The sequence below is a fragment of the Streptomyces sp. SID13666 genome (genome assembly GCF_010548325.1).
Taxonomy (GTDB): Bacteria; Actinomycetota; Actinomycetes; order Streptomycetales; family Streptomycetaceae; genus Actinacidiphila; species Actinacidiphila fildesensis.
In genome coordinates this window covers 266,768-280,327 of sequence record NZ_JAAGLX010000004.1, presented here as the reverse complement: position 1 = coordinate 280,327, position 13,560 = coordinate 266,768, and the positions used below count along the sequence as shown (strand labels likewise).

The 13,560-nt window shown below is 71.8% G+C and carries 10 protein-coding genes and 1 pseudogene; 8 read left to right on the top strand and 3 right to left on the bottom strand.

Going from position 1 to position 13,560, the window contains the following annotated elements; translation table 11 throughout:
• Positions 1–29 precede the first annotated feature (29 nt).
• Together G3I60_RS10235 and G3I60_RS10230 are read right to left on the bottom strand one after the other, a co-directional pair.
• Positions 30–1,235 carry a transcriptional regulator gene (locus tag G3I60_RS10235; protein ID WP_164296008.1) on the bottom strand — a complete coding sequence of 402 codons (1,206 nt, stop codon included), beginning with the start codon at positions 1,233–1,235 and terminating at the stop codon, positions 30–32.
• Positions 1,236–1,471: 236 nt separating this feature from the next.
• Positions 1,472–3,148 (bottom strand): class I adenylate-forming enzyme family protein, encoded by a 1,677-nt coding sequence (locus tag G3I60_RS10230; protein WP_164296009.1) that lies wholly within the window; start codon positions 3,146–3,148, stop codon positions 1,472–1,474.
• Between the two features lie 164 nt (positions 3,149–3,312).
• Here G3I60_RS10230 and G3I60_RS10225 point away from each other — a divergent pair, with 164 nt between their 5' ends.
• The 4 genes and pseudogenes from G3I60_RS10225 to G3I60_RS10210 form a co-directional block, all read left to right on the top strand.
• Positions 3,313–4,572, top strand: coding sequence for an amidohydrolase family protein (locus G3I60_RS10225; protein WP_232485317.1), 1,260 nt, complete (start codon positions 3,313–3,315; stop codon positions 4,570–4,572).
• Positions 4,573–4,579: 7 nt separating this feature from the next.
• The gene (locus G3I60_RS10220; RefSeq protein ID WP_138353551.1) at positions 4,580–5,746 is read left to right on the top strand and encodes an acyl-CoA dehydrogenase; all 1,167 of its coding nucleotides are present in this window, start codon (positions 4,580–4,582) and stop codon (positions 5,744–5,746) included.
• Between the two features lie 30 nt (positions 5,747–5,776).
• Complete coding sequence (locus G3I60_RS10215) at positions 5,777–6,880, top strand: acyl-CoA dehydrogenase family protein (protein WP_164296011.1); 1,104 nt, start codon at positions 5,777–5,779, stop codon at positions 6,878–6,880.
• Between the two features lie 374 nt (positions 6,881–7,254).
• Positions 7,255–7,662, top strand: a pseudogene (locus G3I60_RS10210) (ATP-binding protein); the annotation flags it as partial.
• Between the two features lie 183 nt (positions 7,663–7,845).
• Here G3I60_RS10210 and G3I60_RS10205 read toward each other — a convergent pair.
• A complete protein-coding gene (locus G3I60_RS10205; RefSeq protein ID WP_164296012.1) occupies positions 7,846–8,772 on the bottom strand; it encodes a cyclase family protein in 927 nt (308 codons plus the stop codon).
• Positions 8,773–8,862: 90 nt separating this feature from the next.
• Between G3I60_RS10205 and G3I60_RS10200 the strand changes: the two genes are divergently transcribed.
• The 4 genes from G3I60_RS10200 to G3I60_RS10185 are packed head-to-tail and all read left to right on the top strand — an operon-like array spanning position 8,863 to position 13,543.
• Positions 8,863–9,771 (top strand): SDR family oxidoreductase, encoded by a 909-nt coding sequence (locus G3I60_RS10200; RefSeq protein WP_138353554.1) that lies wholly within the window; start codon positions 8,863–8,865, stop codon positions 9,769–9,771.
• Positions 9,772–9,825: 54 nt separating this feature from the next.
• Positions 9,826–10,968, top strand: coding sequence for an acyl-CoA dehydrogenase family protein (locus G3I60_RS10195; protein ID WP_164296014.1), 1,143 nt, complete (start codon positions 9,826–9,828; stop codon positions 10,966–10,968).
• Positions 10,965–12,443, top strand: a complete 1,479-nt coding sequence (locus tag G3I60_RS10190) for an aldehyde dehydrogenase family protein (protein ID WP_164296015.1) — start codon at positions 10,965–10,967, stop codon at positions 12,441–12,443. Before G3I60_RS10195 ends, G3I60_RS10190 begins: the two co-directional genes overlap by 4 nt.
• Positions 12,444–12,475: 32 nt before the next feature.
• A complete protein-coding gene (locus G3I60_RS10185; protein ID WP_138353557.1) occupies positions 12,476–13,543 on the top strand; it encodes a Zn-dependent alcohol dehydrogenase in 1,068 nt (355 codons plus the stop codon).
• The last annotated feature ends 17 nt before the right edge of the window (positions 13,544–13,560 follow it).

Genomic DNA, 13,560 nt, shown 5'->3' with positions numbered 1-13,560 from the left:
CTGGTCCGCACCGGATGTCGCGGGCGGTCTCAGTACGCCGGTGGTCTGGTGGGCTTCGCCGGAGCCGGGCCCAGTGTGGTGGTGCCGATCGCGGCACGGTGGCCGAGGCCGGTGCGATAGGCGTCCAGGGCGGCCTCGACCCGCCCGGTACTGCGCAGCAGATCGCCCAGCAGCCGGCAGAGATCGGCGAGATCGCCGGCGGCGCCGGCGCGTTCCAGCAGGGACAGGGCGTTGACGTAGTGCTCCTCGGCGGCGTCGAGTTCGGCGTCCTCCTGCGCGATCAGACCGAGCAGCCGGTGGGCGCCGGCCGCGTGGATGGCGCCGCGCTCGGGACCGATGCGGTCGAGCAGCCGGGCGAGCAGTTCGCCCGCCTCGGTGTGACTGCCGCGCCGGCGCAGCACGTCGGCGAGTTCCACCTCCACCTGATCGGTGAAGAGCACGGACTGCTGTGCCGCCAGCATGTCGCGGGCGAGCCGCAGTTCACGTTCCGCGTGTTCCAGATTGCCGTCCTGGGCGTGTACATACCCGCGCATCCAATGACATTTAGCCAGGTCGGAGCGGAATCCCAGGCGCTGGTACAGCTCCTGTGCCTTGGCGAGCGAGGCGTCGGCCTCGGTGATCCGGCCCTCGGCGATGAGGGTGCGGGCCACACTGCGGTGCATTCCGGCGACCAGTGCGGGATCGGTGGCGCTGGGGGCGAGTGCGAGGGCGAGCTCGGCGGCCTGGGCGGCGCGGGCGTGGGCGCCCATGTCCATGTACGGGGCGATGACGGCGGTGTGGAGGAGCAGCAGCGCGTCCGGGTCCTGGGTTCCGGCGGCGTGCAGTCCGTCGATCGCGCTCTCCAGCAGGTAGCAGGCGTAGCGCAGTTCACCCGCGAGCAGATGGGAGACCGCCCGGCCGCGGATCGCGGCGGCCCGGCGCGGCAGCGGCTCACCGGCCAGCAGCTTCTCCACGGCCTCGAAGTGCTCGCGGGCGACGGTGAGTTCCCCGCTCTCGAGGGCGCAGTCGCCCAGCCCGAGCAGGGCCGAGACCTGCTCGTCCGCGAGCTCGTGGTCCCCGGCGGTGGCGAGCGCCGCGCGGAACCGGTCCGCCGCGCCGGCCGCGTCGCCCGCGGCCAGCGCGATCCTGGCCTCGCCCAGCCGGCGCGCCGCGTGCACCTGCGCCTGCGCGCGGCCCGGCCGGCGGTCCCGCGGACCGCTCTGCGCCGCAACCGCACTGTCCGTAGCGTCCGCCACGTCCGCCTCCCAAGACCTGGTCGCGCCACGCGGCCGGACGTCCTGCGCGCGTCAACTCGGCGACGCGTCCCGGAAGTTACGTGGTCAGCAGACGCAGACTAGCGGCTGTTGCGGCATGCCCGGCCGCGGCTGTCACGGCCCGCTAGTCCTTACGGTGCCAGTGGCCCCATTGGTCCCGGTCGTCCCGGTGTTCCCGCGGGTTTCTGCTGGGTCCCGCGTCTCCTGAGGGGCGCGGCCTAGGAGGGGCGGGTGCCGCCGAAGCGCTCCCGCAGCTTGAACTTCAGCACCTTGCGCAGCACGTCGTTGCGCGGCAGGGCGTCCACGATCTCCAGTTGTTCCGGCAGCTTGTGGGCGGACAGCCCGTGCTCCCGTAGATATCCGGTGATGTCCGCGAGAGTGATCGGCGGCGCTCCGGCGGGCTGTTCCACGACGGCGCAGACCCGTTCACCGCGCTCGGGGTCGGGCAGTCCGACGACGGCCGCGTCGGCGACGGCGGGGTGCTCGTAGAGCAGGTCCTCGATCTCCTGGGCGGAGATGTTCTCGCCCTTGCGGATGATGATGTCCTTGAGCCGGCCGGTGAGGACGAGATAGCCGTCCGGGGTGAGCCGGCCGAGGTCGCCGGTGATGAGGAAGCCGTCCGGGTCGAAGACCTCGGCGGTCTGGGCGGCATGCAGATAACCCTGGCAGACGGCCTCGCCGCGCAGCCTGACCTCACCGTCGGTGCCGGCGGGCAGCGGCTTGCCGTCGGAGTCCGTGATGCGGATCTCCATGGCCGCCGGGGGGCGCCCCTCGGTGGTCGCGAGGTGGTCGGGGGTGTCGTCGGGGGCGCCCATGGTGATCATGGGGACCTCGGTCATGCCGTAGCCGTGGGTGAGTTGGCAGCCCATCTCGCGGGTGACCTCGTAGTACAGCTCGGGCGGCATGGGCGCGCCGCCGCCCGCGAGCAGCCGCAGGCCGGGAATGAGCTTGGCGGTGGGGTCCTTGCGCTGCTCGGCCAGGAACATCGAGTAGAAGACGGTGCTGCCGCCGGCGACCGTGACGCCGTGCTCCCGGTAGGCGTCGAGCGAGGCGGGCAGCGCGAAGTGCTCGAGGAGCAGCGCGGGAAAGCCGTAGAGCAGCAGCATCACGGTGTAGTCGGGTCCGGCGACATGGGCGTAGGGGAAGGCCATGGAGCCGACGTCGTCGGGGGTGAGGCGCAGCGCGTGGGCGAGGCAGCCGCCGGCGGCGATGAGGCTGCGGTCGGTGTGCAGCACGCCCTTGGGGTCGGAGGTGGTGCCGGAGGTCCAGTAGATCCAGCGGACCGAGGTGCCGTCGGCGGGCGGTTCCGGCAGCACGGCCGGATCGCCGTCGGGGAGCCGGTCGTAGGTGGTGAGCAGGAGCGGCGGCCGGGACAGCCGCGGCGCGAGGCGGTCGGCCATCGCCGCGTAGTCGTAGCCGCGCCACTCGCCGGGTATCGCGAAGAACTCCGCCCCGGCCTCGCGCAGCGCGTAGCCGACCTCGCGGTCCCGGTAGAAGGGGATGAGCGGGGTCTGCACGGCGCCGAGCCGGGCGAGGGCGAAGGTCAGCAGCACCGTCTCGATCCGGGTGGGCAGCTGCCAGGCGAACCGGCTGCCGGGCCGGACGCCGAGGTCGTGGAGGCCGGCGGCGACGCGTTCGGCCTGGTGGCACAGCTGGCCGAAGGTGATCCGGCGGCCGTCGGTGTCGAGGAGGACGGGGGCGTCGGGGGTGAGCTCGGCGCGGCGGGCGGCGAGCGCCCAGAGGGTTGACGATGCACCGAGGGCCGCTGCGACGGCAGTCGGGGTCTCCTGCGCCGCGACCGTGCCGGTCCCTTGTGCCGGGGCCGTGCCCGTCCCCTGTGCCGGGGCCGATCCGGTCTGCGTCGGGGCCGTGCCGCTCTCCCGCGTCGGGTCCATGCCGGTCTCCTCCGTACCGTCACCACACCTGACGTAGCGTCAGATCCTGGCCGCAGCGTATGCGGAGCGACCCCGCCGGTCCAGGGGTGTGACGCCGATGGACGCGACGTGCGTGCGTGCGTACTCTAAATCTGACGATCCATCAGATCTGCAGGGAGAGGCCGATGGAACTGCCCAGGATCATCAGCGTCGACGACCATGTCATCGAACCCGCGCACCTCTTCGAGAAGTGGCTGCCGGCCAAGTACCGCGACCGCGGTCCGAAGCCGCTGACCGCCGGTATCGGTGAGCTGGCGTACGTCGCCGGGAAGTACCAGATCACGATGGACCCGGACGGACCGCCCACCGACTGGTGGATCTACGAGGACCTCAAGTTCCCGTACAAGCGGAACATCGCCGCCGTCGGCTTCGACCGCGACGACATGACCCTGGAGGGCATCACCCGCGCCGAGATGCGCCGCGGCTGCTGGGACCCGAAGGAACGCCTGGCGGACATGGACCTCAACCATGTCGAGGCGTCACTCTGCTTCCCGACCTTCCCGCGGTTCTGCGGGCAGACGTTCTCCGAGGCGCACGACAAGGAGGTCGCGCTCGCCTGCGTGCGCGCCTACAACGACTGGATGGTGGACGAGTGGTGCGGTGACAGCGGCGGCCGGCTCATCCCGCTGTGCATCATCCCGCTCTGGGACATCGACCTGGCCGTGGCCGAGATCCGCCGCAACGCCGCCCGCGGCGTCAAGGCCGTCACGTTCAGCGAGATCCCGACGCACCTGGGCCTGCCGAGCATCCACTCCGGCTACTGGGACCCCTTCTTCGCGGTGTGCCAGGAGACCGGCACGGTAGTGAACATGCACATCGGCTCGTCCTCGCAGATGCCCGCCGCCTCCCCGGACGCGCCGCCCGCCGTCCAGGCCGCGCTCAGCTTCAACAACGCGATGGCCTCGATGATGGACTTCCTCTTCAGCGGGGTCCTCGTCAAGTTCCCGACGCTCAAACTCGCCTACAGCGAGGGCCAGATGGGCTGGATCCCGTACGCCCTGGAGCGCGCCGACACCGTCTGGGAGGAGCACCGGGCCTGGGGCGGGGTGCGCGACATCATCCCCGAGCCGCCGTCGACGTACTACTACCGGCAGATCTTCTGCTGCTTCTTCCGCGACAAGCACGGGGTCGCGTCGCTGGACGTCGTCGGCCGCGACAACGCGACCTTCGAGACGGACTACCCGCATGTGGACTCGACCTTCCCGCACACCAAGGCGGTCGCCGAGGACCATATGAAGGGGCTCGACGACGAGACCGTCTACAAGCTCATGCGCGGCAACGCGATCCGGATGCTCGATCTCGACTTCGACCGCGGTCTCGACCTCTCGTCCTTCGCACGGCAGAGCCCCGCGCCCGCGCCCGCGGCCGGCGGATCCGGTAGGTGAGGCGAGCGTGGATCTGACGTACACCGCGGAGCAGGAGGAGTTCCGGGCCGGACTGCGGTCCTGGCTCGGCGACGTACTGCCCAAGCTGCCGCCCCGGCCGGACCCGCGCGACTGGCCGGGGCGGCGTGCGTACGACGCCGGCTGGCAGCGGATGCTGTACGACGCGGGCTACGCGGGCCTGCACTGGCCGGTCGACGCCGGCGGGCGGGGCGCGACGCCGGTGCAGCACCTGATCTTCCTGGAGGAGACGGAGAAGGCGGGCGCGCCCTACGTGGGCGCCAACTTCGTCGGGCTGCTGCACGCCGGGCCCACCATCGCCGCCGAAGGCACCGACGAGCAGCGGCGGCGCTGGCTGCCGCCGGTGCTGCGCGGCGACGAGGTGTGGTGCCAGGGGTTCAGCGAACCCGGCGCCGGCTCCGACCTGGCCTCGCTGCGGACCCGCGCGGTGCGCGACGGCGACGCGTACGTGGTGACCGGCTCGAAGATCTGGACCTCGCACGCGGAGGTCGCGGACTGGTGCGAACTGCTGGTCCGCACCGATCCGCAGGCGCCCAAGCACCGCGGCATCTCCTGGCTCGCGATGCCGATGGACGCCCCGGGCGTCACGGTACGGCCGCTGCGCACCCTCGCGGGGTCGACGGAGTTCGCCGAGATGTTCCTCGACGAGGTGCGGGTGCCGGTCGAGAACCGGGTGGGGGAGGAGAACGACGGCTGGCGCGTCACCATGGTCACCCTCTCCTTCGAACGCGGCACCGCCTTCGTCGGCGAGGTCGTCGCCTGCCGCCGCGTCCTGGGCGAGGTCGCGCGCGCCGCCAAGGCCAACGGCAGCTGGGACGATCCGGCGCTGCGGCGCGGGCTGGGCCGGCTCGCGGCCGAGTTCTCCGTCCTGTGGCGGCTCACCCAGTGGAACGTCAGCGAGGCGGAGCGCTCGCTGCGGGCGGGCGGCACGGGCGTGCCCGGGACCGGTGGGTCGGTCTTCAAGCTGCGCTACTCGCACGCCCGGCAGGAGCTCTACGACACGGCCGCCGAGGTTCTGGGGCCGCTCGCGCAGGACACCGGGCATCCGTGGACGGCGGAGCGGCTGTCGTCGCTCTCGTACACGATCGCCGCCGGCACATCGCAGATCCAGAAGAACATCGTGGCCGAGCGCATCCTCGGCCTCCCGAAGGGCTGAGGGCCGAGGGCCGAGGAGCGGGGGCCGACCGTGGATTTCCAACCGACAGAAGATCAAGAGGCATTGCGGACGGGTGTGCGGGAGCTGCTCGCCGGGCGGTTCCCTCGCGAGGCGCTGCGCGCGGCGGTCGACGCGGGCGACGCCCTGGAGACCGGCTCAGGCGGTGCCTCCGTGGTGGGAGGCCCGCCGGTGGTCGACCGGGTGCTGTGGCGTGAGCTGGGGGAGGCCGGGTTCTTCGCCCTCAGGCTGCCGGAGGCGGACGGCGGGGTGGGCCTCGGGCTGCCCGAGGCCGTGCTCGTCTTCGAGGAGGCCGGCCGCGTCCTGCTGCCGGGGCCGCTGGTCGGTACGCATCTGGCGGCGACCCATCTGACCGGGCCGGTGGCGGCGGGCGCGGCGGCGGGGGAGCTGCTGGTGGCCCTGGCGCTGCCGCCCGCCCCGGTCGGCCACCTGGGCGCCGCGGACGCCGTCCTGGCGCTGGGGGAGCTCGGGGCCGGAGAGCCCGGGTCCCAGGTCGGGTCCGGGGAGCTCGGCGGGACGGGCGTCGGGCTTTTCGCCGCGGACGGATATCCGGCGGCGGAGATCCGTTCCGTCGACCCCCTCACCCCCCTTCACCTGCCCGGCAGCGTTCTGCCCCCGGCCCGCGCACTCGACGGCGGCGCGGGCGTCGAAGCTGCTTCCGCGGGCGCCGACCCGGTCCTCGCGGGCGCCGACCCGGTCCTGCTGCGGCGGGAAGCCGCGCTGCTGACCGCGGCCCTGCAGGTCGGCAGCGCCGGAAGGACCCTCGCGATGGCCGTGCAACACGCCCGGCAACGCGAGCAGTTCGGGCGGCCGATCGGGGCGTTCCAGGCGGTGAAGCACCTGTGTGCGGACATGCTCGTACGGCTGGAGATGGCCCGCACGGCCGTCTACGCGGCGGCGGTGTCCGGCGACGGCTTCGAAACGGCCGCGGCGCGGCTGCTCGCCGACGACGCGGCCTCCCGCAACGCACGTGACTGCCTGCAGGTCTTCGGAGGGATGGGCTTCACCTGGGAGGCCGACGTACACCTCCACATCAAGCGGTCCTGGGTGCTCGCCGCCGGGCGGGGGGACACGGAGCGCCACGAGGAAGAGCTGGCGGGGGAACTGCTCCAGTGAAGGCCGCGTGAATGATCAGTGACGCTGCGTTGATATCGGGTTGTGTCCTACGCGTTACTCGTGACGGACCGGAGTCGGCGTCCGGCTCGGGTACGCTCCATCGAGTGCGAGAGGTACAGAGGCGCCGAGTGGTCGCCGCCCGGCGGAGCCGGGCGGGCGCCGCGCCTGGGACGCCTGGATGTTCGAATCCTCCCCACACGCCCCCAAATGTGCTTCGCACAGTATGCGGTACGCGTACTCCTTTGCGCTGGAATATGCCCGAAGCGCTTGTTGGGGTGACTGTAGGTCAATCATGCTGTGCTACATGGATGTCACGTACGGTGACTCCGCTGTGGCGCGAGGCGATGTGTCCGCCGGTTCGGATGGTGTGAGCGGTGCAGGTGCTTCAGGTTCAGCTCGAGGTCGGCGCGGATCCCGCGGAAGTGGGCCGGGCCAGGCGATGGGCGCGCTCACGGCTTCTGGGCTCCGGCATAGGGGCCGACGAACCGCTCGCCGAGACGCTGATTCTGCTGATCTCCGAGCTCGTGACGAACGCGGTCGTGCACACCGGCTGTCCGGCGGTGCTGCGGATGCTCTTCCCGGACACCTCGGATGCCTCGGGCACCTCTGACTCGACGGTCCGGGTCGAGGTGGCGGACACCAGCGCCCGCCCGCCCACCCCGCGGCACGCGCACCGGGACGAGACCGGGGGCCGCGGTCTGGAGCTGGTGGACGGGCTGGCCGACCGGTGGGGCTGGCAGCCCGAAGGAGCCGGCAAGCGGATCTGGTGCGAGGTGGACCGCGCCGAGCGGATCGCCTGTCTGGAGACCGTGGACCAGCGGCCCGGTGAGCGCCAGAGCGCTGGACACCGGGCCGCCGACCGGCCCCCGGCCCTCACGGACCGGACCCCTCTCGCCGACCGGACCCTGACCGACCGGACCCTCGCCGACCGGACCCTCGCCGAGCAGCGGATCAGCCTGAAGCGCCTAGAGCACTGCGACCGGTGCGACCGGACTGCCTGCCCCGCCCACGAAGGGCTCGGGCGTGGCATCCAGGAAGAACTCGTACCGCCCCGCCTCGGCGCAGGCCTCTGACAACTCCTCCAGGTTCCAGTTCTGGCCCTGCAGCATCCCCATTTCCACGAGATCGAGTCCGTGCACCGGCAGCCAGAGGTTCTCGATCTCCGGCGGGAAGATCTCGAAGGTGAGCGTGTCGTTGGCGACCGCCGCCACATCACGCGCGTGGAACCACTCCGGCGTCCTGATGGACAACCCGGGGGACGGGAAGGCGTAGCCGTGCTTGTCGCCGCCCAGGTAGGAGCGCATCTGACCGGTGCGGACCAGCACGATGTCCCCGGCGCGCACCGTGGTCCCCGCCAGCTCCTCGGCCGCCTCCAGGTCCTCGGGGGTGACCGCGTGGTCGCCGGGCAGCCGGTCCAGCTTCCGGGCCGCGGCCACGTCGAGCAGCACGCCGCGTGAGACCAGGGTCGTCACCTTCTCGATGCCGCTGAAGGCGGCGCCGCCGTGCGCGGTGACGGAGTCGGCGGGACGGCCGTTGTAGATCTTTCCGGAGTGCGAGACATGGGTCAGGCCGTCCCAGTGGGTGGCCGCCTGCAGGCCCATGGTGACGGCGTCGTCGCTGGTGGCGATGGTTCCCGGGCCGAACATCTCCAGGTTGAGCGCGACCATGGTGCGCAGCGGGTTGACCCGGCCGGGGATCATGCCGGTCTGCACCCCGTCCTGCTGCAGCGGCAGGGCCAGCGGGACGCGCCGGCCACTGCGTACGGTCCCGGCCGCGATGCGCACCACTTCGTCGGTGATCAGGTTCAGCGTGCCGATCTCGTCGCCCTCGCCCCACCGCCCCCAGTTGTTGATCCGTTTGGCGATGTCGTGGAACTCGGCGGGAAGCGTCACAGCGGCCTCCTGGTCGTAGGGCTTGTGCTGGGGTGTGTACTCACTCCTAGAATCTAACGGTCCGTCAGAAACCATGAGAAGGGGCGGGACGTGGGCAACTTCCTGACCGGAAAAGTCGTCGCTGTTACGGGTGCCGGGCGTGGCATCGGGCGCGCGGTCGCGCTCGCCTGTGCCGCCGAGGGGGCCAAGGTCGTCGTCAACGACTACGGGGTCTCGATCGACGGCGCGAGCGAACCGGCGAGCGAGATCGCGGAGTCGGTCGTCAAGGAGATCCAGGCGGCGGGCGGTGAAGCCGTCGCCGTCGCCGACGACGTGTCGACGATGGCGGGCGGCGCGCGCATCGTCACCACGGCCGTCGAGACGTACGGGCGCATCGACGGCGTCGTGTGCGTGGCCGGCATCCTGCGCGAACGGATGCTCTTCAACATGGCCGAGGAGGAGTGGGACCCGGTCATCGCCACCCACCTGAAAGGCACCTTCACCGTCTTCCGGGCCGCGTCCGCGGTCATGCGCAAGCAGGGAGCCGGCACCCTGATCGGCTTCACCAGCGGAAACCACCAGGGCAGCGTCTCGCAGCCGAACTACTCGGCGGCGAAGGGCGGCATCATCTCGCTGGTGCGCAGCGCCGCACTCGGCCTCAACAAGTACGGGGTGACGGCGAACTGCGTCGCCCCGGTCGCCCGCACCCGCATGTCCGCCAACGTGCCCATGGAGCTGAAGGAGATCGGCGAACCGGAGGACGTGGCCGCCATGGTCGTCTTCCTGCTCTCCGAGCGCGCCTCCGCCATCACCGGGCAGGTCTACACCGTCGCCGGACCGAAGATCGCCGTCTGGGCGCAGCCGCGGGAACTGCGGTCGGCCTGGGGCGACGGGCCCTGGACGCCGGAACGCATCGCGGACGTCCTGCCCGGAACCATCGGCGTCGACCCGATGCCGATGCTCGAACAACTGGAGGCGATGCGCGCGGCAGCGGCCGCCGCCGAGCGGCCCAACGCCTAGGCCGTGTCTGACGACCGTCCGGCTCTTCATGATCGGCCCGATGACGGAGGATCCGTGGACTTTACGTTCGGCCCGGAGGCCGAATCCTTCCGCGCCCAGGCGCGGGCCTGGCTCGCCGAACACCGTGACGGGTGGCCGGCGGGCGGGCGCGGCTGGGAGCGCACCCTCGGTGCGGCCGGCTGGATAGGGCTCGGCTGGACCGGGGACTACGGCAACCGCCGGGCGACCCTCGCCCAGCAGGTCGTCTGGGGTGAGGAGTACGCGAGATCCGGCGCCCCCGGCCGGTCCGGCCACATCGGCGAGAACCTGCTCGCACCCACCCTCCTCGCCCACGGCACCCCCGCGCAGCGGGACCGCTTCCTTCCTTCGATAGCCCGCGGCGAGGAACTGTGGTGCCAGGGCTACAGCGAACCGGACGCCGGATCCGACCTGGCCGGGATCCGCACCGCGGCGGTCCGGGACGACGGCGGCGGCTACCGGATCACCGGCCAGAAGATCTGGACGTCGCTCGCCCAGGACGCCGACTGGTGCTTCGTCCTGGCCCGCACCGAACCCGGCTCCCGCCGGCACCACGGCCTCAGCTTCCTGCTGGTGCCGATGGACCAGCCCGGCCGGATCGAGGTCCGGCCGATCCGCCAGATGTCGGGCGACGCCGAGTTCAACGAGGTCTTCTTCGACGCGGCGCACGCGTCAGCCGACCACCTCATCGGAACGGAGGGCGGCGGCTGGACCGTCGCCATGTCCCTGCTCGGCTACGAGCGCGGGGTGTCCACCCTCGTCCAGCAGATCGGCTTCGAGCAGGAACTGCGCGAGATCACCGACCTCGCCCGGACCACCGGCGCCGACACCGAACCCGTCCTGCGGGCCCGGATCGTCCGCCAGTGGGCCGAGCTCAGAACGATGCGCTGGAACGCCCTGCGCACCCTGGGCACCGACTCGCCCGGCGCCCCCAGCGTCGCCAAGCTGCTCTGGGGCGGCTGGCACCAGCGGCTCGGCGAACTGGCCATGGCGGTCCGGGGCCCGGCGGCCGCCACCGGCCCCACCGCCTGGACCCCGTCCCGGCCCTACGAACTCGACACGCTGCAGCGGATGTTCCTCTTCAGCCGTGCCGACACGATCTACGGCGGCTCGGACGAGATCCAGCGCAACATCATCGCCGAGCGGGTGCTCGGCCTCCCGAAGGAGCCGCGGCCATGAGCCGACCTGTACCCCCGACCTACGCGCACTGGATCAACGGGCAGTGGCACGAGCCCGCCCAGGGCCACTACGCGATCATCAATCCGGCCACCGAGGAAACCGTCGGGCACGCCCCCGAAGCGACCGCCGCCGACGTCGACGCGGCCGTCCGGGCGGCCCGCGCCGCCTTCGACGGCTGGTCGCGCACCGACCCACGCGAACGTGCTGCCGTCCTCGACCGGATAGCCGACGCGATCTCCGCCCGCGCCGCCGAACTCGTCCCCCTCCTCCAGGCCGAGACCGGCGCCACCGCGCGCGTCGCCTCCGCCCTGCAACTCCCGCCGGCCGCCGACCGCTTCCGCCGCTACGCCCGCGGCGCGGTCGAACCCGATGTCATCCCGCTCGCTCCACAACCCGTCAAAGCCTCTCCTCTCGCACCCGGTGGACTGATCGGCGCCGCCGCCGTACGCCGCCCGGTCGGCGTCGTCGGCTGCGTCACCTCGTACAACTTCCCGCTCGCCAACCTCGCGGGAAAGGTCGCCCCCGCCCTGGCGATGGGCAACACGGTGGTGGCCAAGCCCGCCCCGCAGGACCCGCTGACCTGCCTGCTGCTCGGTGAGATCTTCAAGGAGGCGGGCCTGCCCGACGGCGTGTTCAACGTGGTCGCCGGATCGGGTGCGGCGGCGGGCGAGGCACTCGTCGCGCACCCGGGCGTCGACATGATCAGCTTCACCGGGTCGACGGCGGTCGGGAAGGCGATCGCTTCAGCGTCCGGCCGGACGCTGAAGCGCACGCTGATGGAACTCGGCGGCAAGGGTGCGGCGATCGTCCTGCCGGAATCGGGTGGAGCGGTCCTCAAGGCGGCGGTCGGGGCGGTCGCCTCCACCTGGGCCTTCCACAGCGGTCAGATCTGCACGGCGCCCACCCGCGTACTGGTCCACCGCGACCAGTACGAGCAGGTGATCACCGCCCTTGCACAGTACGCCGGAGCGCTGACCACCGGGGACCCTGTGGATAACTCGACCGTCGTCGGCCCGCTCATCAGTGCTGCCCAGCGTGATCGCGTCGAGGCGTACATCGCGGGCGCCCGCGCCCAGGGCGCCCGCGTCGTCACCGGCGGCGAACGCCCCGACCTCAAGCCCGGCTTCTACGTCGCCCCCACCCTCATCGCCGACGTCACCCCCGACATGACCGTCGCCCAGGAGGAACTCTTCGGCCCGGTCGTCGTCGCCCTCGCCTACGACACCGAGGACGAGGCCGTCGAGATCGCCAACGGCACCCCGTACGGGCTCTACGACTACGTCTTCTCCGACGACGCGGGCCGCGCCTGGGCGCTCGCCGCCCGTCTGCGCAGCGGCAACGTCGGCATCAACACGGTTCAGCGCCACCCCGAGACGCCGTTCGGCGGCTTCAAGGAGAGCGGGGTCGGCCGGGACGGCGGCTCGTTCGGACTGCACGCGTACAGCGAACTCCAATCGGTCGTCTGGCCTTCCTGAAACCGAAGGCCCTTGAGGGAACAGGACAGTTCATGAGAGGCGTCATTTTCGACGGCACACAGCCCCAGGTGGTCGACGACCTGGAGGTCCGCGGCCCCGGCCCCGGCGAGGTGCTGGTCGCCATCCAGGCCGCGGGCCTGTGCCACAGCGATCTGTCCGTCATCGACGGCACGATCCCGTTCCCCGTCCCCGTGGTCCTCGGCCACGAGGGCGCCGGCATCGTCGAGGCGGTCGGCCCCGGGGTCACCCATGTCGAACCCGGCGACCACGTGTCGCTGTCGACCCTCGCCAACTGCGGCACCTGCGCGCAGTGCGACCGCGGCCGCCCGACCATGTGCCGCAAGGCGATCGGCTACCCGGGCAGGCCCTTCTCCCGGCAGGGCAAGGACCTGTTCAACTTCGCCTCGAACTCGGCCTTCGCGGAGAAGACCGTGGTCAAGGCGGTCCAGGCGGTCAAGATCCCGAAGGAGATCCCCTTCACGTCCGCCGCCCTGATCGGCTGCGGCGTCCTGACGGGCGTCGGCGCCGCGCTCAACCGCGCCAAGGTCGACCGCGGCGACACGGTCGTCGTCATCGGCACCGGCGGAATCGGCCTCAACGTCCTCCAGGGGTGCCGGATAGCGGGCGCCACCCGGATCGTCGCCGTGGACGCCAACCCCGCCAAGGGGGACGTGGCACGGCAGTTCGGCGCCACCGACTTCATCGACGCGTCCGCCGTGGACGACACCGTCGCGGCCGTCCGCGAGCTGCTGCCGACCGGCGCCGACCACACCTTCGAGTGCGTCGGCAACGTCAAACTCATCCGCCAGGCCATCGACCTGCTCGACCGGCACGGCCAGGCCGTCCTGCTGGGCGTTCCGCCGGCCGACGCCGAAGCGAGCTTCCTGGTGTCGTCCATGTATCTGGACAAGTCCATCCTGGGCTGCCGCTACGGTTCGTCCCGCCCACAGCGCGACATCGCGCTCTACGCCGAGCTCTACCGCCAGGGCAGGCTGCTGCTCGACGAACTGGTCACCGAGACCTACCCCGTCGAGGACTTCGCGAAGGCCGCCGACGACGCCCACCACGGCCGGGTGGCACGGGGGGTGCTCACCTTCTGACGGTCCGAACGGGCGGG

Excerpts from the sequence above, each read along its gene's own strand:
- G3I60_RS10225 (WP_232485317.1), top strand. The coding sequence starts at position 3,313 with ATGGAACTGCCCAGGATCATCAGCGTCGACGACCATGTCATCGAACCC.
- G3I60_RS10230 (WP_164296009.1), bottom strand. The coding sequence starts at position 3,148 with ATGGACCCGACGCGGGAGAGCGGCACGGCCCCGACGCAGACCGGATCG.
- G3I60_RS10185 (WP_138353557.1), top strand. The coding sequence starts at position 12,476 with ATGAGAGGCGTCATTTTCGACGGCACACAGCCCCAGGTGGTCGACGAC.
- G3I60_RS10190 (WP_164296015.1), top strand. The coding sequence starts at position 10,965 with ATGAGCCGACCTGTACCCCCGACCTACGCGCACTGGATCAACGGGCAG.